Genomic DNA, 22517 nt, shown 5'->3' with positions numbered 1-22517 from the left:
AGAACGTGCTATATGTAACGAAAAAAAGATAGAAAAAGTATTTATTGAGGAGAACATATTATGAATGTACTTTACATTGTGTTAGTCGGGCAAATTATTCTTTTTTTAATGGGAGCAATTTATGCAATAGGACAGACGAAAAGAACGAGAAAGAATATGCCGTTACCTTTAGCGGTTCGTCTTATTCTTAGTTTTTCTTTAACAGGAAGTGCAATTTGGATATGGTTACAAGATCCATCGGTTGAGTACAGTATGTGGGTTGCACTCGGTATGACTTTATCAACTGTAGGGGATTTATTTATGGCAGGATTAATTCCAATTGGTCATCGATTAATTGGAGGAATGGTTACTTTCGCTCTTGCACATTGTTTCTATGTGAAAGCATTTTTACAAACAGGTATTTCATGGAATGGTTTTTGGATCGGTTTACTCGTATACGGACTCTTTCTAATTATAGGGTGGTTTTTCTTTATTCGAAATGAAAAACAAGACAAACTTTTTACAATAGGGGCTCTAATTTACGGTTTGTGGGTTGGAGGAATGGCATGTTTTGCATTCGCCTTATATTACGAGAATATAGGAATATGGTGGATACCAGCACTTGGTGGTTTACTGTTTGTGATTTCTGATTTTATTATCGGCGTGACAGATATCGGAGGGCGCAAACTGAAGTATGAACCACTTTGGATTTGGTTTACATATGTCGCAGCGCAGATGTGTATTGTATATGTAGGATTATAAAAAGATACTCTCAAAAATAGTTGATAGACTATTTTGAGAGTATCTTTTTTATTGCTATGCTATTATATTTATTTGTTTAATTTGTGCAGTATTTTATACTTTCTAAGCATGGATTTCATATGGGGAATCCTGCTTGATGGATGGGAAATATAGTATATAAAAATAGTGAATTTATAGGGATTATTATTTTTATATTTGTAATATTCTAATGTTTTAATCCAGAATTTTGTGGAAATTCACCAGTCGGAGTACTTATAATAAAAATAAAAAGATGATGAGATGGTGGAATGATGCAAAAGAAAAAACGTTTGCGTGAATTCTTTGAAATAATTGCAATTGCATGTTTATTGGTGTTTTTGGCAAAAATCTTTTTGTTTTTTCCTACGACTGTAAAAGGAGCATCGATGAGGCCGACGTTACAAGATGGAGATAAAGTAATTATTAATAAACTTGCAAAGAGATTTGAAAGTTATGAGAGAGAGGATATTATTGTCGTGAAGACAGATAATTTCTACGTGAAGAGAGTTATTGGATTGCCAGGAGATGTAATTGAGATGAAGAATGATCAATTATATGTTAATCATCAAGTGAAAAACGAAGAGTATTTAAAGAATAATAAAAAACAGGCAGAAAAATTACTTATCAATTTAACTGAAGATTTTGGACCGATTACAATTCCTAAAAATAAAATTTTTGTGATGGGAGATAATCGTTTAGTTAGTAGGGATAGTAGGAACGGCTTAGGGCTCATTGATAGAACAGAAGTATTAGGAAAGCTCATGACGATATATTATCCATTTGAACATGTGAAAATTGTAAATTAGAAATAAGAAAAACCAAGCGAATTAGTTGCTTGGTTTTTCTTATTTAAACAGTTGGTGTTTTATTTATTGTTTCTTGTGAAGCAATATTTTCATTGTTTTGGTCGATATTTAACATGAATTTTCGTTGTAACAATTGCAATTTAAAGAGTGTTAAAGGATCATGATAAGTTTCTGGGTTCGTTCTTAGCTTTGTTAATGTTTGCTCATCTTCTTGTATTTCAAGTTGAGCCGCTTCTACGGTTTGTTTCAATATGCTAAGAGGGTCTTTAAAGAACATCATGATATCCCGTTCTAGCGCACCTTCAAATACTTCAAATTGAAGGAAGAATTGTTTTGAAATCATCTGAGCAACTTCTGTATAATCTTCTGTTTCAATATATTGTTTATATTTATTTGATAGCATAGATTGATTTTTTTGCATATTACCGAATAATTTCCCTGCACTCTTTAAGAAAAATTGTGTCGGTGTAAAGCGTAATAAAATATTGATGTTAGCTACTGTAATTCTATTCGTCATTCTTGCAACATCTCTATCCCAGTCATCTAGTAATTTGAAATCACAAGGAAGTTTAATACGCTCTTCCTCATAGAGCTTATTAAAGGTATCGCCCATTTCATCTAAATAAGCCTGAGCTTGAATGAATTCATTATGAGCAGTTTCAATCCATTCTTGAATAGATTGAGTAAATTTAGGAAGAAGCATTTGCTGTACATGTTTTTGAATTCTTTCATTCATTGCTACATTTAGTTCTTCATGGACCAATTTGAAATCACTATCTTCTTGAACGAGGTCAGAGCAACTCTGCAACAATTCAGGAATTTGAGAATGTATATCCTGCGTAATCTCTTCTTTCGTTAAGAGATAAGATTCTGTAATAGAACGAATTTTATCTTTTTGAATGGCAGTAAGACTATTAATAAAACCATCAAGTTTTACTAAAATATGTTTATTCCAGCGGACCGATTTCACTAACGTATTTTCTAATTCCACACGTTCATTTACAAGGTATGCAATTGTTTTTTGGATAAACCATAATAATTTTTCAATGCGTTCTTTTTCCACGTTACGCCGAGTAAGGTTAGAAAGAATAGAATCTGTTACGTTACCTAGCTGTTCACTACTCTCTTGTGAAGGAGAGTAAGGGAAAAATTGTGCTTCTGGGAAATGTACGAGTATTTTCTTTTTAATGCTGTTCGTGATATTTTCACTAGTATTCGTATCAATTGTTTGTAAGACGAATTGAATTTGTAAATTTGGTACTTGCTCACGAATATATAATAATGTATCGAGCTCTTCATCATGTAATGGTGAAGCTGAATTTAGTACATAGATGAGACTATCTGCTGCCTGTAAGTATTCAAAGTGAGAGCTGTTTTTGTCAAGTTGTCCATGCACAGTAGGTGTGACAAGGAATGAAAACTTATTTTTTCGTAAAAATCTACTTGGTAATTTAACTTCAATACATTTTCTTTCTAGTTCTGACTGAGAAGGTACCGCTAGTATGTTATGAAGTTCGTCAAAGCTTGGTATATTTCGTATATCTAGTTCTGTAAGCTCAGTTATTTCAGTTTGACTATCATCTTTAAATGTAATTGAAGTTGTTATAGCCTCATTTAATATATTTTCTCCTAGTATAGAGTTAATAAAGGCTGATTTATCATAATCGCTAGCTCCTGCTACTAGAAGTTGTGTAACAGTTAAATCGTATAACTCACGAACAAGTAGTGTGAATTGATGACCTAAATCTACATCATTCTTCTCAGCCCATACAGCAATCGTTTCAAATAATGCTGATACGTCTGCTATATCAACATTTGCATGAGCTGATGCATTTGAAAGTAAGGCACCTGCGCTTTTTACGAGTAATGATTCTAGAGTTGTCGGTGAAACTTCATTCCATGCTAATACTGCTGCGGAGACAAGTAAAGAATCTTCCGCTCTCGTTAAACTAAACCAATTTGTTAATAAATCTGGTACAAGTCCTTGTAATTCGTGCATGAAATGTTGTCCAATAATCAATTCGAAGTACGTCTCTTGATAGCGAGTAGAAATTTCATTCCAATCGTCATTAGCATCTACTTCAATATGTAAGAATAGGTGATTTATTGTTTGAATCCAAGGTAGATGGAATGATTCATTTTCATAGCTGTTCCAAAGTGAAATAACAAGTCCTTTAAATTGAACTTGATCAATTGTATATAAGGCTTTTAAAGATTCATAGAAATACTCAGGTTTAATTTTTTTAGTAAAGCCTCTGTTCACATAATTGATTAAAGTATCGAACCAGTGTAATGATTTTGTTCGAATTCCTTCTTGAACAGCGAGTTCAATAGCGTTATTCCAATCTTCTTGTTTTTCATAGAACGATCGAGCAATTGCAGTAATATTTGGATAGTCTGGTTGAAATGCAACAGCTTCGCTAATCGTCTTAAATGCTAGTCCTAAACGATTTTGCTCTATATAAAGAGAAAGAAGTTGTAGGGAAACTTCCATCGTAAGAGTTGTATCTTCTGTTTGGATAGATGTATAAATTTCTTCTGCTTTTGGCAAGAAATCTAATTCGAAATAAGCATCTGCAATATTCTTCATAGCCCAGAGAGCAAGTTCATTATTTACTTTCTCCCATTTGAATATAGCGGCTTCAAAGTCGTTAGTTTGAAAATAAACTTCACCTTGTGCGAAGCGAATATTAGATATATTGGAGAATTCATTTTTTGATTCATTTATATATGCTTCACCGAGTACTTCCGCTACCGGAATGGAAGAGTCTTCTGTTAAAAATGTTTTATAGTAAATCTTTTGGATAAATTGTTTTTCAATGGTCATGTTCGTTCCCCCTGTATAATTTAGAAAAATGATGTTGTATGTAAAAGGGTGCATGTTACTCTAATAGGTAGAAGTTGCATTATATAGACCAAACTATGTTTTTGCTAGATATATCATTTTTCCTGAGAGTTAAACCGTTGCAAAAAGTAACTTTCCTTTATTGTAACAAAAAAATAAGCCTATGAATTTTTATTTTTTATCTCGCTATTTATAGGCAGTAAGACTCCTACTCCAAAATTTAGCGAATGCAAGGAAGTTAAGTGGGGCCCTGCCGCCTGTAAAATCCCGATTGGTTCAGGCTAATAATCAGTGGGGATGGATAAAAAACCACTGATTAAATCTCTGTTTAAGGAATGGAATAGAAGTAGAGTTCATTATAAAAACAATGTATAGTGAATATGTATACCATGTTTGTCTTAAAGATAGAATGGGCACAATATGGAATAACGATCGTGTATAGGATGTGTCTTCCGAATGGAACAACATATTGGCGAGTTAATCGCACATTATGGATATTTTGGAATTATTATAGCTTTAGCTGGCGGGATTGTTGGATTACCTATACCGGATGAGTTTTTATTGACTTTTATTGGCTATAACATTTCAAAAGGAGTTATGTCAGGAACAGCTGCTTTTTTAAGTGGAATGGCAGGTGCAATGCTTGGCATTACATTAAGTTACATATTAGGTTTAAAACTTGGGCTCCCTGTTTTAAAAAAATATGGTCCGAAAATTAGAATTAAGGAACATCATATTGAAAAAACACATAATTTATTTGAAAAATACGGTCCATTTCTTTTAATGATTGGCTACTTTATACCGGGAGTACGTCATTTAACAGCATATTTTGCTGGAGTTTCAAATTTAACATTGTGGCGATTTTGTTTGTATGCTTACGGTGGTGCACTAATTTGGATAAGTGTTTTTATTGGCCTAGGTTGGAAACTGGGAGAGAAGTGGCGCTTTGTTGAATATAGTTTACATCATTATGGAATATGGATTTTATTAGTTTCGGCAATTGTAACATTGATTGTGTGGATTTACATAAGGAAAAGACAAAACCGCTAATAATAGCGGTTTTTTAGCTGAAAGCAATAAATAATACACCAGCTGTAATAAAGACTACACCAATACCAGTCATAAAGTTTAACTTTTCACCTAATATAATCATCGCGAGAATAATGGAAAATACTACACTTAATTTATCGATAGGTGCTACTTGTGAAACTTTTCCTGTTTTTAATGCAAGAAAATAAAATAGCCATGACGAAGCACCAGCGATTCCACTTAATGTGATAAATAGCAGTGCTTTTTTATTTAGGAGGACATCACCGATATTTTGAAATTTACCTTGTATAATAATAACTCCTACCATAAATAATGCCATAATAATAGAGCGAATCGTTGTTGTAACGTTGGCATCGATTCCATCTAAGCCAATCTTTCCGAAAATAGATACGAGGGCAGCAGCAATTGCTGATAATAGTGCGAATAATAGCCATGAACTCATAGTGAAATTCCTCCAATCTTACATTATTATACATGAAAATCATTCTCATGTATAAATAACGAAATAAACCCCCGCCGTATATTTTTAATAAGGTGGGGGTTTATTATACTACTCTGCTATTTCTTCATATAAAAAGTACGTTACATTATAAATATGCTCTACTTCATCATCCGTCATAAATAATAATTCGTCACGTTCAATCCCTTTTTTCTTTTCAATAAACTCAATCATGTTTTTTCGTTCTTCTCTTTTCATCAATTTTTATTTCTCCCCTCAATCTGTTTTAATACAGTTTATTTAAGTTACTGCTATTATATAACAGAATCTTTAGAAAGTTCCACCTATTTTATTGTTTTTTTCAGAAGAACCTTTCGACAAAACAAGCCCACCTAAGGGGGCTTGTTTTTATTTTATAGTCGTAAAAACTCGGGCTCGGTCGTACCAGCACCATCGATGTAATAAATTGTATCGGGATTGATTTTTATTAGTACGTAATTAGGATCTTCCGCACCGAGTAACCAGCGTTTTAAGCTGTTAGTCCAAAATTTGTTTTTTAATGTTTGATTTTCTTCGATGGAAGCTATACCTTCAACTTCAATGTAATCTTCATCTAATTTCTTTCCTTCGCGTCCAAGTAGTACATGTACATTGGAATTTTTTTCGATATCTGTTATCTTTTTTGAATTTCGATCTGTTGCAACATATAGTACAAAATCTTCGTGGAAAAACATCATAAAGGCGCTATGTGGCTTATCGTTACGTACAGTAGATAATACACCAGTACGTTGACCTTGAATAATAGTTGCGATTTTTTCTTTTAAGTGCATATTTTTAGCCTCTTTTCATAATTCGTAATTTTTTCTGTCTGAACAAGATAATTTAAATATCTTTCATACTGTTTTCTTCAATCCGATTTTTTAAACGTAATTGTGATGAAATCGGACAAGTTAGGAGATGAATAATAATAATAATATCGAGGAGAAATACATACGATGGAAGGATGAAAAGCATGTTTAATAAAATATTTCTTATAGTAGCGCTTATAGGTGTACCACTTTCTGTAATCGGAAAAACACTTCATTGGCCACAAACTATTATGTTTGCTGTATACTGCATTACTATTATTGCATTAGCTGGTTTTATGGGGAGGGCGACAGAAAGTTTAGCAATCGTTTCTGGGCCTCGAATAGGTGGTTTATTAAATGCAACTTTCGGTAATGCCGTTGAACTTATCATTTCAATTTTTGCACTTCAGGCAGGATTAACGGAAGTTGTTTTAGCTTCCTTAACTGGTTCTGTACTTGGAAACTTATTATTGGTAGGAGGGTTATCCTTCTTTATAGGTGGCCTTAAGTATAAAAGACAAAGTTTCAATGTTTATGATGCAAGACATAATTCAGCTTTATTAATATTTGCTGTTGTCGTAGCCTTTGTTATTCCAGAGATTTTTTCAATGAAGATGGATGCTGGAAAGACGTATCAATTAAGTATTGGCGTTTCTATTATCATGATTATTATGTACCTTGCTGCATTGCTATTTAAGTTAGTTACGCACCGTGGTGTATATCAACATAAAAGTGATGAAGTAGCGCATGAGGAAGAGCCAGAGTGGTCCAAAGGTAAAGCGCTACTCGTTTTAGCGATAGCAACACTTGCAGTTGCTTATGTGTCAGAGGCCCTCGTACATACTTTTGAAACGGTCGCAAAGTCATTTGGCTGGTCAGAGTTATTTATAGGGGTTATTATCGTTGCAATTGTTGGCAATGCAGCAGAACATGCATCTGCGATTATTATGGCATATAAAAATAAAGTAAATATCGCAGTGGAAATTGCAGTAGGTTCTACATTACAAATCGCGATGTTTGTAGCTCCTGTGTTAGTACTTCTTTCGATGCTTTTTGCGCAAAAGATGCCTTTAGTATTTACAATACCAGAACTTGTTTCTATGATCACAGCTGTTCTCTTAACTATTGCTATTTCAAATGATGGGGATACAAACTGGTTTGAAGGAGGCACTTTATTAGCCGCGTATGTCATTATGGGAATTGGTTTTTATTTATTATGAAAAATAGGGATAACAATGCTTCAGAGGGAAAATAATAAAGTGAAACTTTAATTAGTGGGGGGTGTCCATCCCCCGTTAATGCGGGATAAATACAGTAATTTATATACCTTTACATAGGAAGGAGCCAGACAGGTGAAACGAGTATACAGCATATGTCTTTCAACCATGGTCTCGTTTATTTTATTATTTCCTAACAGTAGCTTTGCAAAGACAACGGTAGAAGTAAAAATGCCTTCATCTGTTTTAAATATTTCAAAAGATAATACATTTCCAAATGACGCGCAAGATTTGCCGCGTTTACAGCCAAGTAAGTTTGCGCAAGAACTATTGAAAACAGCAAATATCAAAATTGAAAACCCAGATTTAATTCGGATGTTTAATGAAACGACAATTTCAAATGCACCACTTGCTGTAGGGTACCGGGCGAAAATTTATTTAGGGCAATGGGCATTAAATTATGAATCAATAGACACATCGATTAATTGGGAATATAAGCAGGTGAATCGCAATGTGTACGATAATCGTGGAGGAAATCGCTTATATCCACTTCGCTATAAGCAAGAAACTCAAAAGACAATCGAAGGCGATTTAACAGCGGATATGAAAGATGCTACAGATGTGAAAAAAATGATGCTTCTAAAAGCGCTTGAAAAAGTACAATTACCACTTTCATTTAAAACGACAATTGGTTATGGTACAGGGCATGAGCGTGTTTATAATATTAGTCCAAGTCAACTCGGATATTTATACGCTTATACGCCAGCAGTAAATGAAAAAGGAAAAGTAACGTTTGGAGAAGTCTACCTTGTGTTAAAAGGAAATCAAAAAAGGCTTGTCGTGAAAAACATTACATCTCAAGGGATTGGAGCGGCTATTCCAATTCATGATCATTTATTCTTTAAATTTATTTCTTCATCGCATTCACAATGAAATAAAAAACGTCAGCACACAGGCTGACGTTTTTTATTTATAACATAAGGTTTGATGTTTTTGATAAGAAATCTTCTTGGGGATAGTAGCTATTTTTCACAAGAACATTTGGTCCAAGACATTTCACAGCAGGACAATGACAGCTTAATGATTTTGCTGTTTTTGAGTCACACCATTTGTCATAAGCCTCTTGTAGTGTATTTGTTTGTACATTACCTAGAAGCGGGACATCACCGAAATCGGTCACGATAATATTTCCATCGAAAATATTTACATTTAAACGAGAACGACCGTCTGGATCATTACGTACAGTTACATTTTTACTTTCATGTAATTTCTTTAGTGTAACTAAATCGCGTTCATCATCACTACATGCATAGAAAGGTAATGTTCCAAATAACATCCATACATTTTCATCACGAATCTCTAATAAATGTTCAATTGCCTTTCGAATTTCGTCTTTTGTTAAAATTTCAAGTGTGCTAGCGAAGTCACTCGGATACATCGGATGTACTTCGTGTCGTTTACAACCCATCTCTTCAACAATTTGACGGTGAATATGTTCAATGTGTGGTAGAGTTCGTTTATTCAGCATAGTTTCGGCTGATACGAGAACGCCTGCATCTGATAGAGCTTTACTATTTGTAATCATTCGTTCAAATAATTTTGCACGTTGTTCATAAGTAGGTTTACGCTCCATCATTGCAAATCCGCCTTCAACGAAATCATCAATTGTTCCCCAGTTATGTGAAATATGCAATACATCTAAGTAGGGAATAATTTGTTCGTAACGTGCTAAATCTATAGTTAAGTTTGAGTTGATTTGAGTGCGAACGCCTCGTTCATGGGCGTATTTTAAGAGTGGTGTTACATAGTTGTCGACGGATTTTTTTGAAAGCATAGGTTCTCCGCCTGTAATACTTAAAGAACGTAAATAAGGAATCTCATCTAATCGTTTTAATAAAAGCTCCATCGGAAGCGGATTTGGATCTTTCGGCTGTAATGTGTAACCAACAGCGCAATGCTCGCAACGCATATTGCATAACGTCGTCGTTGTAAACTCGACGTTTGTTAATAGTAGTTTGCCGTACTCTTCAAGGTCCATATACGCTTCCCATGGATCGTAAGAAGGAGTAATCGGCTTCATTATTTGTGATATTGTCATATGAAATACTCCTTTGACTATTGAAATAACAATTTGTCCATTCTCTATAATAGAAGAATATGTGCTTTTTATAAAGTGAAACTTTTTTGTGAAAAAAGAGAGAGGGCTTACATTATAATGAATTACTGTGACAAAATTGATGAAATTACATGCCCATAGCAATCATTTTTGCGGTATAATAAAAGCAACTCGAATTAAAAGGAGAGTGCCTTCATGGGAAAAGCAATTCAAGGTAAAGATTCACAACTAGTATATTTAAAAGAACGTTTAAATATGTTCATTGAAGTAATTGATACGATTGAACCAGAAGAGGTAGAATTAGAAGATGTAGATCGTCTTCTTGCAATGTTAGATGAATTAGAACTGAAATGTGAGCAATTTAAAAAAGACGAATAATATATTAAAAAGGCTGCCACTACAAAATTGGCAGCCTTTTTCTGTACGGATAATAGAAGGAATATAGAAAAAAAGGTATAATCAAGTTGTGAAAAATTTCATTTAATCTTTAATGGCGTGAAATAAAGTGAAACTTTAATCAGTGGGGGTTTTGTTCATCCCCCACTGATTATTAGCCTTCACCAATCGGGCGTTTACGGGCAGCCCCACATAACTTCTTTGCTCTAGCCGAATTTTGAGGTGGGAGTCTTACTGCCCGCAAATAGCGGGATAAATAAAAAGCTGAAGAGTATAACAATGGAATTTTCATTTCATAACGTTTTGGTAGCGTTCACAATTGAGGGGGAAGTAACAATGGAAAAGCTTCAAGAAAGCATGTATCAACTAATTGTTGAAACGTCAACGAACTTACCGAAAGATGTTCGTCGCGCAATTCAACAAGCGAAAGAACGAGAAAATGCAGGAACTCGTTCGGCGATGGCACTTGGCACAATTACGAATAATATTAAAATGGCAGATGATAATATCTCGCCAATTTGCCAAGATACAGGGATGCCAACGTTTAAAATTTATACACCAGTTGGTGTGAATCAATTAAAACTGAAGGAAGCTATCTATAGTGCGCTTGAGCGGGCGACAAAAGATGGTAAACTTCGTCCAAACTCTGTTGATTCTCTTTTTGGAGACAATAGCGGAAACAATTTAGGACCAGGTACACCTGTTATTAAGTTTGAACAATGGGAAAAAGATTACATTGATGCACGTTTAATTTTAAAGGGCGGGGGCTGTGAGAACAAAAATATTCAATATAGCTTGCCTTGTGAAATAGAAGGACTTGGAAGAGCTGGGCGTGATTTAGAAGGGATTCGTAAATGCCTTCTTCATGCAGTATATCAAGCGCAAGGGCAAGGGTGTAGCGCAGGGGTAATCGGCGTCGGTATCGGGGGAGACCGCACATCAGGTTACGAATTAGCAAAAAATCAATTATTCCGTACATTAGATGATGTAAATTCAGTTCCAGAATTACAAAAGCTTGAAGAGTATGTATTAGAGAATGCAAATAAGCTTGGCATTGGTACGATGGGATTTGGCGGAGAAACAACTTTATTAGGTTGTAAAATTGGAGTATATAATCGTTTGCCAGCGAGCTTCTACGTATCTGTTGCGTATAATTGTTGGGCATATCGTCGTCTTGGCGTAACAATTCATCCGGAAACAGGTGAAATTATGGATTGGTTATACCAAGAAGGTGAAGATACACTTCAGCAAGACGCTGCGCAAGAACAAACAGAGCAGCGTGAAATCGTATTACAAGCTCCAATTACAGAAGAGCAAATTCGTGAACTTCGTGTCGGGGATGTTGTTACAATTAACGGCATGATGTACACAGGACGTGATGCGATTCATAAACATTTAATGGATAACGATTGTCCAGTAGATTTAAATGGACAAATTATTTATCACTGTGGTCCAGTTGTAGTGAAAGATGAAAATGACAATTGGCAAATTAAAGCGGCAGGTCCAACGACAAGTATTCGTGAAGAGCCATATCAAGGTGATATTATGAAAAAGTTCGGTATTCGTGCTGTAATTGGTAAAGGTGGTATGGGTGCTAAAACATTAGCGGCTTTAGAAGAACATGGTGGTGTGTACTTAAATGCAATTGGTGGTGCAGCACAATATTATGCTGAATGTATTAAAGAAGTGAAAGATGTTGATTTCTTACAATTCGGTATCCCAGAGGCAATGTGGCATTTACGTATCGATGGTTTTAAAGCAGTTGTAACGATGGATTCTCATGGTAAAAGTCTACATGCTGATGTTGATAAAACATCACTTGAAAAATTGGCGAGCTTTAAAGAACCTGTATTTAAGTAAAGAGAAATGCATCTCGAATTATTCGAGGTGCATTTTTTGGTATATATAGAAAAACATGTTCAGCATGAAAGAAAGCAGGGAAACAGAAACTACAGGTACGATTATATATGGAAAGGAGACTATTTATGAAATATAAATGGTTATATATAGGTCTCATTTTTTCAATTATGATGGCACTTGTTCCAGTTTCAACATTTGCTTATACGAATACACCACATAACTGGGGAATCCCACGTCCTAAAAATGAAACGGTGCCAGATGCAGGGAAACTATATACAGAATTACTACAAAAAAATGGTGGGTTTTATTTAGGAGATACGAAGAAAAAAGATATTTATTTAACATTTGATAATGGATACGAAAATGGATATACAGGAAAGATTTTAGATGTATTAAAGGAGAAAAAAGTACCAGCAACTTTCTTTGTGACGGGACACTATATAAAAACGCAAAAAGATTTATTGTTAAGAATGAAAGATGAAGGACATATTATCGGTAATCATTCTTGGAGTCATCCTGATTTTACGACAGTGAATGACGAGAAACTTCGTGAAGAATTAACAAGTGTAACGGAAGAAATTAAAAAAGTGACTGGGCAAAAAGAAGTGAAATATGTACGTCCTCCGCGAGGCGTGTTTAGTGAAAGAACGCTAGCTCTTACGAAAGAGATGGGATATTATAACGTATTTTGGTCGCTTGCATTTCTCGATTGGAAAGTAGATCAGCAAAGAGGATGGCAATATGCTCATAATAATGTAATGACTATGATTCATCCAGGATCTGTTTTGTTACTTCATGCAATATCAAAAGATAATGCAGAAGCACTTGCGAAAATCATTGATGATTTGCGCGAGAAAGGGTATCATTTTAAAAGCCTAGATGATTTAGTAAAAAGCAATCAACCGTAAGCATGTATGCTTGCGGTTTTCTCATGCTATAATGATGTGTAAAAAGGATGGGGAAACGTATGTGGAGCGAACATGTTACGTTAGAATATCCGTACCATTTTGAAGAAGTGCTAAAGCGTTTATCTTTCGACCCGTTAAACGTCATTCAATTAGACGAGAAAATAATTTATGTCCCGCTTTTTATAGACGAAGAACAAATTGTTGTTCGTTTGCAAGGGATTGGTACTGTTCAAAATCCACAGTTTTGGATTTCTAGTCAGGCAGGAGATCAAGAGAAAGTAATGAAACGAATGAGGTCCATTTTTCACTGGAATGAGCCGTTTCAAAATATACAAGATCATTTTTTAAACACATCATTACGTCCACTGTTTGAAACATATGCTTATACTCCAATTATATTAGAATTTGATTATTTCGCTTGTCTTCTTCGTTGTATTATTCATCAACAAATAAATTTGAAATTTGCTACGGTGCTAACAGATCAATTTGTAAAACGATATGGGACAGAGAAGAACGGCGTTTTCTTTTTCCCAACACCAGAAACAGTAGCGAATATTTCAATAGAGGAATTGAGAGAGCAGAAGTTTAGTCAGCGAAAAGCCGAATATATAGTAGGATTAGCAAAACATATTGCAGGCGGTAAATTAGATTTAGCAAGGATAGAAAACGAAACAGAAGAAGAAGTATCGGCACAATTGTTACCAATAAGGGGTATTGGAGCATGGACAGTGCAAAACTTTTTAATGTTTGGGCTTGGCCGGAAAAACATGTTTCCAGAAGCAGATATCGGGATTAGGCGTGCACTTCAAGGTATATTTCAATTAGATAATAAGCCTGATGATGCATTTTTAGAAAAAGTGAAACAAGAGTGTGAACCATATTGCAGTTATGCAGCGTTATATTTATGGAAAAGTATAGAGTAGAGGTGTAATAATGATACAAAAGCAACAAGAGAGTAAGTTGGAAGTTGGTCAAACGTTTCCTGTGACAATTAAACGTCTGGGGATTAACGGAGAAGGCGTTGGTTATTTTAAGAGACAAGTTGTTTTCATTCCAGGGGCATTACCAGGAGAAGAAGTTGTTGCTGAAACAACGAAAATTCAGCGTGGCTTCGCTGAAGCGAAAGTGAAGAAGGTTCGTAAATCATCACCACATCGTGTGAAAGCACCATGTTCAGTATATGAGGAGTGTGGTGGCTGTCAATTGCAGCATTTAGATTATAAAGAACAATTAAATCAAAAGCGTGATATCGTTGTACAAGCATTCGAAAAGTACATGAATAACAGTCTGGAAGAAAAAATTCGCCCGACGCTTGGTATGGAAAATCCATGGCATTATCGTAATAAAAGTCAATTGCAAGTGGGGCGTAAAGACGAAAAGGTTATTACAGGGTTATATAAGCAAAACTCACATCAATTAATTGATATTTCTCATTGCATGATTCAACATAAAGCAACGAATGAAGCGACAAAAGTTGTAAGACGTATATTAGAAAAATTAAATGTTTCTATTTACAATGAGAAAAAACAAAAGGGTTTAGTACGCACAATTGTGACACGTACTGCAGTTCAAACAGGGGAAGTGCAAGTCACACTTATTACAACAAAAGAAGAATTACCAAATAAAGATCAATTTATTGCAGAAGTACAAAAACAAATGCCAAGTGTTAAATCAATTATGCAAAACGTAAACTGGCGTAAAACATCTGTTATTTTCGGTGATAAAACATTTAAATTAGCTGGAAAAGAAGTAATTCAAGAAACACTAGGTGATTTATCATTTGAATTATCAGCACGCGCATTCTTCCAATTAAATCCAGAACAAACGGTTGTTTTATACGATGAAGCGAAAAAAGCGGCTGCTTTAACAGGAAACGAGAAGATTGTGGATGCGTATTGTGGAGTCGGTACGATTGGACTTTGGCTTGCGAATGATGCAGCGGAAGTACGTGGTATGGATGTAATTCCAGAAGCGATTGAAGATGCAAAGAAAAATGCAAAACGCCACGGATTCACAAATGCAAAGTATGAAGCTGGTAAAGCGGAACAATGGTTACCGAAATGGGTGAAAGAAGGCTGGAGTCCAGATGTCATTGTTGTCGATCCACCGCGTACAGGTTGCGATGATAAATTACTTGAAACGATTTTAAAAGTGAAACCGAAACAAGTTGTTTACGTGTCTTGTAATCCATCCTCATTAGCACGTGATGTGGAAACATTAATGGAGAGCTATGAAGTGGAGTATGTACAACCAGTTGATATGTTCCCGCATACAGCTCATGTAGAAAATGTAGTGAAACTTGTCAGAAAGTAACATTCAATAAGGATATGTCCCTCACAAAGCAGGAGCAATGTGAGGGTATATTTTATTTAGCGAATGGAAGTAAGGAGAATATGATGAACAATTATAAATTGACGATTCAATATGACGGTGCGCGTTATAAAGGGTGGCAACGTCTTGGCAATAATGACAATACGATTCAAGGGAAAATTGAAAGTGTAATATCTGAAATGGTCGGGAAAGAAACTGAAATTATCGGCTGTAGTAGAACTGATGCTGGTGTACATGCTTTGAATCAAGTGGTTAACTTTCAAAGTGATGAGAAGTTAGTGGAACATAAAGTGAAAAAGTATTTAAATCAATATTTACCAAATGATATTAGTATTACGAATGTAGAAGAAGTTTCAGAGCGCTTCCATGCTCGTTACAATTCTAAAGCAAAAACATATCTTTATAAGATTTGGAATGAAGAGCATACGAATCCATTTATGCGTAAATATAGCATGCACGTTAATAAAAAATTAAATGTGAAAAGCATGAAGAAAGCTGCTCAATATTTAATTGGTTCACATGATTTTACTGCTTTTTCGAATGCGAAGTCTAAGAAAAAGTCTATGGTTCGAGAAGTATATACGCTTGAGGTTTCCGAAGAAGCAGGATTTGTACAAATTAGAATAAGTGGTAACGGATTCCTTCATAACATGGTGCGAAAAATTGTTGGAGCATTAATTGAAGTTGGATTAGGGCAATTAGAGGCGGACGCAATTCCAAACATTTTAGAGGAAAAACAACGTAATCAAATTAATTGTCTGGCTGAGGCGAGCGGGTTGTATTTGGAGAGTGTTAAATTTTAATAATAAGTAAAAAAATCGAGCTAATAAGGCTCGATTTTTTTTGTACTTTGAAATTAAGAAGATTTTTCTTTCTTCATACGTAGCTTCAAATTCCAAAAAGAAGCAAGCATAATAGCTGCAAAGGAGCCGCTAATTGTGCCTAATAGCTTTGCATAAGGAAAGCTGCTCATATCAATGAATAGCATTATACATAGGATGGTAGGGAAAAGGCCTAAATAGTGTAATAACTTTAACTTGTTATCATTACTCATATATATCGCCCCTTTCTATCATGTCACATGTATATTATAACGTATTTTTCCAATTAATTACTTGTGCTTGGAGAAAGACTCATCCCGCTATTTGAGGACAGTAAGACTTCCACCTCGAAATTCGGCGAATGCGAGGAAGTTAGGTGGGAGTCGGGCTGCCCGTAAAAGCTCAATTGGTGTGGGCTAATAATCAGTGGGGGATGGACAAAACCCCCACTGATTAAAGTTTCACTTTATTTCATATGTGTAAATGCAATTTTTTAATTCGATATTGTAAGTTTTGTCTGCTCAATCCTAAAAATTTTGCGGCTTGTGAGATATTACCTTTATTTTCTTTAAGAATTTGATGGATATATTTCTTTTCCATTTCTTCGATTATATGTTTTAAAGTCTGTGGTGTATCAGTATTGTGACTAGTTAGCGGAGTCTGCATATTGAGTTCCTTTTTTGCTAGTTCGCGAAAGTGCGTTGGCATATGGAACGCTGTAATGATATCCTCATCTTCTATTAAGTTCATGGAGCCTTCAATTATATGTTCTAGTTCTCTCACATTACCAGGCCAATCGTATTTATAGAAGAAGTTATTTACGTTTAAATCTACATCTTTTACGCTAAGATCAAATTGGATATTGTATTTTTCAATAAAGTGTTGAACAAGATATGCAATATCTTCTTTTCGTTCCCGTAAAGGTGGAAGACATAAAGTAACAACGCTTAATCGGTAATATAAGTCTTGCCTTAATCGATTGTATGCTATGGCTTCAAGAGGGTCTTCATTAATAGTTGCTATAATACGAACATCAATTTCTTTTTCTTGTGTGCCTCCAATTCTTCGTATTGTTTTTTCTTGTATAGCTCGCAGCAATTTAGCTTGAAGTGTTGGACTTAATGAGTTGATCTCATCTAATAACAAAGTCCCGCCGTTTGCTTCTTCAAATAAACCAGGTTTATCTATTGCTCCTGTAAAAGCACCTCGATTTGTACCAAACAGTAGACTTTCCATTAAGGTTTCTGGTATAGCGGCACAGTTTTGCGAAATAAATGGTTTTGTTGAACGCTGGCTTTCATTATGGATGCTTTGCGCAAATAGCTCTTTACCAGTCCCTGTTTCTCCGATGAGAAGTACGGAGGAGGATGTACGTATTACTCTCTTTGCTTCTGCAATGACCGATTGAATAGCTCTAGAATCACCAATTATGTGATCAAAGGTAAACTTAGTATTTTGTTTGCGAGAAAGGTTCGTTTTCATTGTTTGCTTTAAATGACTAATCTCTTTTGAAATTTCAATAGCGCCTTTAATTTTTCCATTTTCTATTATAGGAAAAGTATCGTTAATCGTCGTAATCTCTTGTCCTTTATTGTTAAAATAAGTTTGTTTTATATTTTTGTTTGTTTTTCCAAGTTTTAACGCCTCTATAAGAGTACTATTTTTATTTTCTTCGAATGCAAATACTTCTAAAGGATTTTTATCTAGCACATCAGAACGATCCATTGATTCAATGTCCATCATTTTACGGTTATAGATAATCGTTTTACTTTCTTCATTAATAATATGAATCCCAATATCTAGTTCATTAAGTAAAGTTTCATATAGCATATTCATTGCAATAATCTTTTTAAAATTGATTTCTTCTGTATGCATGTATTATCTTCTCCTCGTTATACCCTATGAAGACTGACTTTTTATAATTTTATTAAAATTCTTATAAAATCGCAAAATTTTTTTGCTATTTTCTCTTAAAACTTTTCAAATGATAGAAAAATTTTGCGGTTATGTAGATTTTTTTCGTAAGAAATCCCAATTTTACATAGGTGTTGAGGTTGGTACGTATTTTGCATGAATAGTAGTTGAGATCTCTAAATTTAAAGAGTAGGGGGATTATGAATCTTTATAGGTTATGCAACGTTTCAGTGCCAATTAATAAGAGGGAGGAATTTATAAAGTGAAGACGGTTATAGAAGGTGTGTATAGTCCTTGTTACGGGAAAGTAGAGAAATTATTTGTTACTGAAAGTTCTTACGTATATGAGTGGGAAAAATTAGCGTTAATTGAAACAATAGATAAGCAGCAAGTGGAAATTAAAGTGGGAATCAGTGGTTATATCGAATCATTAGAAGTAGTAGAAGGACAAGCTATCGCTGATCAAAAACTACTAATAACAGTGAGGGATGACCTTTTAATAACAGGTAGTGATTAATATAAGTAATATGTATTTTTGCTCTTTTAAATAATTATTTTTACTATGAATAATTTTTAAAACGCTTACATTAAATGGATTTGCAAAGTGAAAAGGGGGGATTTATATAATGGATCAAAACCAAGGATTAAAAAGGGAATTGAAAAGTCGGCACATATTTATGATTGCACTCGGAGGTGTTATTGGTACTGGGCTTTTTTTAGGATCAGGTTATACGATTCATGAAGCTGGACCTGGAGGAGCAATTGTAGCGTATCTTGTAGGCGGGTTTGTTATGTATTTAACGATGCTCTGTCTAGGAGAATTAGCGGTTGCGATGCCTGACGCAGGATCTTATCAAACGTATGCTACAAAGCACATTTCCCCTGCAGCGGGTTATGTAGTGGGGTGGATGTCGTGGCTAAACTGGTCCGCTACGATAGGCATTGAATTAATTGCAGTTAGTATTTTGATGAAACGCTGGTTTCCCGATGTACCGTCATGGATTTGGTGTGTAGTGTTCGCAGTGTTGCTCTTTGCTATTAATGCGTTATCTTCAAGAAGTTTTGCGGAAGTTGAATTCTGGTTTGCAAGTATTAAAGTAATTACAATCATTGCATTTATTATTTTGGGCGGGGCAGCAATGTTTGGTTTTCTAGATATGAAAGGAAATGAACCAGCGCCGATGTTTTCTAGCTTTACTGATTATGGTGGATTGTTCCCAAATGGATTATCAGCCATTTTAATTACGATGATTGCAGTTAATTTTTCCTTCCAAGGAACAGAACTAGTTGGTATTGCAGCTGGTGAGAGTGAAAATCCAGAGAAAACTATCCCGAAGGCAATTAATAATACAGTTTGGCGCATACTTATTTTCTTTGTACTATCTATTTTTATTCTTGCGGGACTATTTCCTTGGCAGCAAGCAGGAGTGATAGAAAGCCCATTCGTAGTTGTATTTGATAAAATTGGTATTCCTTATGCGGCCGATATTATAAATTTCGTTATTATTACAGCGGTACTATCAGTTGCGAATTCAGGATTATATGCAACTTCCCGTATGCTATGGTCTATGTCGAATCAAGGAATGATTAGCCCGATTTTTAGTAAGTTATCTAAAAACGGTGTTCCTATTTATGCATTGATTGTAAGTACGTTTGTAGGGTGTTTCTCATTACTATCAGGTATTTATGCGGAAGATACAGTTTATTTATGGCTTCTTTCAATTGCAGGGTTCGGAGCAATATTAGTTTGGGCATCTATTGCTCTATCTAACTTATTAGCTAGAAGGTCATACATTAAGCAGGGCGGGGATGTTAAGGACTTGAAATTTAAAACACCATTGTATCCATTTGTCCCACTTCTTGCGTTAGTATTAAATTTAACAGTAATCGTTGGTATGGCTTTTATTCCGGAACAAAGAATGGCATTGTATTGTGGTATTCCATTTATGATTATTTGTTTACTGTTTTACCGTGCTACCAAAAATAAGAGAAGTAAAATAGAAAATGTTGAAAAAGTAAATACAACAGAAGCAGAAAGCTTATAAATATATTTGAAACTTATGCTTAATTTAGAGACTGTACAATTGTAAACAGTCTCTTTTTTTGTGAAAATAAAGCTGGAAACGTACTACGTATGCAAAGGGGAATTAGTGATGAATCCAGAAGTTTCGCAGTTGTTAAAACAAATAGATTCAAGGAAAGAAGAATTACTAGAACTTACAAAAACATTAATTCGTTTTGAAACACCTGCACCACCAGCGAGAAATACAAATGAGGCGCAAGAATTTGTTGCAGAGTTTTTAAGAAAACGAAATTTTAGTATTGATAAATGGGATGTATATCCAAATGATCCGAACGTTGTTGGGGTAAAAAAAGGGATAGAAAGTGACACACATAAAAGTCTTATTATTAATGGTCATATGGATGTAGCTGAAGTGTCGGGAGATGAGGCGTGGGAAACAAATCCATTTGATCCATTTATAAAAGATGGCTGGTTAGTTGGACGCGGTGCGGCAGATATGAAAGGTGGGCTGGCTGGAGCGTTATTTGCTATTCGGCTTTTACAAGAAGCTGGCATTGAACTACCTGGAGATTTAATCTTTCAATCGGTAATTGGAGAAGAAGTTGGAGAAGCAGGTACACTTCAATGTTGCAAAAGAGGTTACGATGCTGATTTTGCAGTAGTGGTGGATACGAGCGATTTACATATGCAAGGACAGGGCGGCGTAATTACTGGATGGATTACTGTGAAAAGCCCGCAAACGTTTCATGATGCAACACGTAGACAAATGATCCATGCTGGAGGACGTCTATTTGGAGCGAGTGCGATTGAAAAAATGATGAAAATCGTGCAAAGTTTACAAGAATTAGAGCGTCATTGGGCAGTCATGAAAACATATGAAGGCTATCCATCTGGAACAACAACAATTAATCCAGCTGTTATTGAAGGCGGACGGCATGCAGCATTTATTGCGGATGAGTGCCGATTGTGGATAACCGTACATTTTTATCCAGATGAAACACATGAACAAATAATAGAAGAAATAGAAGAGTATTTAGGAAAAGTGGCAGCAGCAGATCCATGGTTAAGCGAGAACCCACCACAATTTAAGTGGGGCGGAGAATCAATGATTGTGGATCGTGGCGAAATTTTTCCTTCTTTAGAAGTAGATAGCGAACATGTTGCTGTAAAAACGCTAAGTTCAGTACATGAATCTATTTTATCTAAAAATGCAATTTTAGATATGTCAGCAACGGTAACTGATGGCGGTTGGTTTAGTGAGTTCCACATTCCAGCGATTATTTATGGGCCAGGCACACTAGAAGAAGCACACTCTGTAAATGAGAAAGTTGAAGTTGAGCAGTTAATTGAATTTACAAAAGTAATAACAGCATTCATATATGAATGCTGTCATACAAAAAAATAGATTAGTATGTTGAAATCGTACAGGTGTACTTGTACGATTTTTTAGTGAACTATTTCAGAGTTGAATATAAACAACAACTGAAATAGTTCTTTATTTTTCTATGTTTGTCGTTTTATTTCAATTAATTTCTCTTTCGCTAATTCAACAGCAATTGCATCATCTAAATAGCCAATTGGAAAAAGATAATCGGGGATAATGTCTGTTGATAAAATGAAATATAGTAAGGCCCCCCCAATAATTGCACGTTCTTCGTTTGAAATGGTTTCTGTACAAAATTGTTGGTACATACTTGTTAATTGTTCAATGAAAGGGCCGGCACTATCAATTTGTTCTAGTTTACTTTTGAAACTCTCGTGAATACGTTTTTCGCCTTCAGTAGTTTGAGCATAGCGCTCGTAATTTTCAAGTTCTTGTTTCACACGAGTTGTTGTGTACTCGAAGTCGAATAGGTTAGAGGATTGTAATGTTTGCTGAATTGTATCGAGAGATGTGTACATATCTGCTTTTTCCTTATTTATGTGTGGAGAGTCAGGGTACATTTCATCAAGTAATAATTGCGGTGGAACTTGTAGACATTTTGCGAATTTTTGCAAATGGTTTTGCTTCGGTTGTTGTTTGCCATTAATTATTCTTGAAATTGTTGCAGGATCAATATTTGTCAGTGTTCCTAGTTGGCGCATAGATAGAGCGCGCTCCTTTACCAGTTTCTTTATTAATTTACCGAGCCGCTCATTTGGATTTTTATTGGGCATAATGTAGGCACTCCTTTTCTATTGTCT

At 35.0% G+C, this 22517-nt stretch carries 22 protein-coding genes; 14 read left to right on the top strand and 8 right to left on the bottom strand.

The annotated features are described in order from the left end of the window. Window positions 1-60 precede the first annotated feature (60 nt). Window positions 61-741: a lysoplasmalogenase gene (locus tag MR071_RS17670; RefSeq protein WP_088031669.1), complete on the top strand. Its 681-nt coding sequence runs from the start codon at window positions 61-63 to the stop codon at window positions 739-741. Window positions 742-1028: 287 nt separating this feature from the next. Then, the gene (lepB, locus tag MR071_RS17665) at window positions 1029-1565 is read left to right on the top strand and encodes a signal peptidase I (protein WP_105587350.1); all 537 of its coding nucleotides are present in this window, start codon (window positions 1029-1031) and stop codon (window positions 1563-1565) included. A 43-nt stretch (window positions 1566-1608) separates the two neighbouring features. Here the strand turns inward: lepB and MR071_RS17660 are convergent, their stop codons facing one another. Beyond that, a complete protein-coding gene (locus MR071_RS17660) occupies window positions 1609-4392 on the bottom strand; it encodes a tetratricopeptide repeat protein (protein WP_242237269.1) in 2784 nt (927 codons plus the stop codon). 474 nt (window positions 4393-4866) lie between these two features. Here MR071_RS17660 and MR071_RS17655 point away from each other — a divergent pair, with 474 nt between their 5' ends. Then, window positions 4867-5460 (top strand): DedA family protein, encoded by a 594-nt coding sequence (locus MR071_RS17655; protein WP_105587352.1) that lies wholly within the window; start codon window positions 4867-4869, stop codon window positions 5458-5460. A 13-nt stretch (window positions 5461-5473) separates the two neighbouring features. Here MR071_RS17655 and MR071_RS17650 read toward each other — a convergent pair whose 3' ends face one another. From MR071_RS17650 to MR071_RS17640, 3 genes are all read right to left on the bottom strand, one after another. Further along, window positions 5474-5902, bottom strand: a complete 429-nt coding sequence (locus MR071_RS17650) for an EamA family transporter (protein WP_242237265.1) — start codon at window positions 5900-5902, stop codon at window positions 5474-5476. Window positions 5903-6010: 108 nt separating this feature from the next. Continuing rightward, window positions 6011-6157 carry a BH0509 family protein gene (locus tag MR071_RS17645; protein ID WP_000817786.1) on the bottom strand — a complete coding sequence of 49 codons (147 nt, stop codon included), beginning with the start codon at window positions 6155-6157 and terminating at the stop codon, window positions 6011-6013. A gap of 155 nt (window positions 6158-6312) precedes the next feature. Further along, window positions 6313-6729 carry a pyridoxamine 5'-phosphate oxidase family protein gene (locus tag MR071_RS17640; protein ID WP_242237264.1) on the bottom strand — a complete coding sequence of 139 codons (417 nt, stop codon included), beginning with the start codon at window positions 6727-6729 and terminating at the stop codon, window positions 6313-6315. A gap of 182 nt (window positions 6730-6911) precedes the next feature. Between MR071_RS17640 and cax the strand changes: the two genes are divergently transcribed. Continuing rightward, the gene (gene cax / locus MR071_RS17635; protein WP_142395922.1) at window positions 6912-7967 is read left to right on the top strand and encodes a calcium/proton exchanger; all 1056 of its coding nucleotides are present in this window, start codon (window positions 6912-6914) and stop codon (window positions 7965-7967) included. Between the two features lie 132 nt (window positions 7968-8099). Continuing rightward, window positions 8100-8897: a YfkD famly protein gene (locus MR071_RS17630; protein WP_105587354.1), complete on the top strand. Its 798-nt coding sequence runs from the start codon at window positions 8100-8102 to the stop codon at window positions 8895-8897. 37 nt (window positions 8898-8934) lie between these two features. On the opposite strand, the gene yfkAB is transcribed toward MR071_RS17630, so the two are convergent. Further along, window positions 8935-10062, bottom strand: a complete 1128-nt coding sequence (gene yfkAB / locus MR071_RS17625; protein ID WP_105587355.1) for a radical SAM/CxCxxxxC motif protein YfkAB — start codon at window positions 10060-10062, stop codon at window positions 8935-8937. A gap of 213 nt (window positions 10063-10275) precedes the next feature. Between yfkAB and MR071_RS17620 the strand changes: the two genes are divergently transcribed. The 6 genes from MR071_RS17620 to truA all read left to right on the top strand — a co-directional run bounded on the left by MR071_RS17620 (window position 10276) and on the right by truA (window position 16378). Further along, window positions 10276-10458, top strand: a complete 183-nt coding sequence (locus MR071_RS17620) for an SE1561 family protein (protein ID WP_002010264.1) — start codon at window positions 10276-10278, stop codon at window positions 10456-10458. A gap of 354 nt (window positions 10459-10812) precedes the next feature. After that, window positions 10813-12336: a class I fumarate hydratase gene (gene fumA / locus MR071_RS17615; RefSeq protein ID WP_105587401.1), complete on the top strand. Its 1524-nt coding sequence runs from the start codon at window positions 10813-10815 to the stop codon at window positions 12334-12336. Between the two features lie 125 nt (window positions 12337-12461). Then, window positions 12462-13244, top strand: a complete 783-nt coding sequence (pdaA, locus tag MR071_RS17610) for a delta-lactam-biosynthetic de-N-acetylase (protein WP_105587356.1) — start codon at window positions 12462-12464, stop codon at window positions 13242-13244. A gap of 59 nt (window positions 13245-13303) precedes the next feature. After that, entirely contained in the window at window positions 13304-14167 is an 864-nt protein-coding gene (locus MR071_RS17605; RefSeq protein ID WP_242237261.1) for a DNA-3-methyladenine glycosylase family protein, read from the top strand. A gap of 10 nt (window positions 14168-14177) precedes the next feature. Further along, window positions 14178-15557 (top strand): 23S rRNA (uracil(1939)-C(5))-methyltransferase RlmD, encoded by a 1380-nt coding sequence (rlmD, locus tag MR071_RS17600; protein WP_242237258.1) that lies wholly within the window; start codon window positions 14178-14180, stop codon window positions 15555-15557. An 83-nt stretch (window positions 15558-15640) separates the two neighbouring features. Further along, on the top strand, window positions 15641-16378 hold the full coding sequence (gene truA, locus MR071_RS17595; RefSeq protein WP_242237256.1) for a tRNA pseudouridine(38-40) synthase TruA: 738 nt from the start codon (window positions 15641-15643) through the stop codon (window positions 16376-16378). Window positions 16379-16431: 53 nt separating this feature from the next. On the opposite strand, the gene MR071_RS17590 is transcribed toward truA, so the two are convergent. Further along, window positions 16432-16629 (bottom strand): hypothetical protein, encoded by a 198-nt coding sequence (locus MR071_RS17590; protein WP_105587360.1) that lies wholly within the window; start codon window positions 16627-16629, stop codon window positions 16432-16434. A gap of 238 nt (window positions 16630-16867) precedes the next feature. Continuing rightward, complete coding sequence (locus MR071_RS17585; protein WP_242237253.1) at window positions 16868-18271, bottom strand: sigma-54 interaction domain-containing protein; 1404 nt, start codon at window positions 18269-18271, stop codon at window positions 16868-16870. A gap of 301 nt (window positions 18272-18572) precedes the next feature. Here MR071_RS17585 and MR071_RS17580 point away from each other — a divergent pair, with 301 nt between their 5' ends. The 3 genes from MR071_RS17580 to MR071_RS17570 all read left to right on the top strand — a co-directional run bounded on the left by MR071_RS17580 (window position 18573) and on the right by MR071_RS17570 (window position 21738). Continuing rightward, window positions 18573-18827 (top strand): biotin/lipoyl attachment domain-containing protein, encoded by a 255-nt coding sequence (locus tag MR071_RS17580; RefSeq protein ID WP_002010281.1) that lies wholly within the window; start codon window positions 18573-18575, stop codon window positions 18825-18827. A 106-nt stretch (window positions 18828-18933) separates the two neighbouring features. Continuing rightward, complete coding sequence (locus MR071_RS17575) at window positions 18934-20355, top strand: amino acid permease (RefSeq protein ID WP_242237287.1); 1422 nt, start codon at window positions 18934-18936, stop codon at window positions 20353-20355. A gap of 60 nt (window positions 20356-20415) precedes the next feature. Further along, window positions 20416-21738, top strand: coding sequence for an acetylornithine deacetylase (locus MR071_RS17570; RefSeq protein WP_309243139.1), 1323 nt, complete (start codon window positions 20416-20418; stop codon window positions 21736-21738). A gap of 98 nt (window positions 21739-21836) precedes the next feature. On the opposite strand, the gene MR071_RS17565 is transcribed toward MR071_RS17570, so the two are convergent. Then, window positions 21837-22490, bottom strand: a complete 654-nt coding sequence (locus MR071_RS17565) for a helix-turn-helix domain-containing protein (RefSeq protein WP_242237245.1) — start codon at window positions 22488-22490, stop codon at window positions 21837-21839. Window positions 22491-22517: the final 27 nt, after the last annotated feature.

It is taken from the genome of Bacillus cereus group sp. BfR-BA-01316, from assembly GCF_022664195.1.
Classification (GTDB): domain Bacteria; phylum Bacillota; class Bacilli; order Bacillales; family Bacillaceae_G; genus Bacillus_A.
The sequence above is the reverse complement of the archived record's forward strand: the minus strand, read 5'-3'. Positions and strand labels throughout refer to the sequence as shown.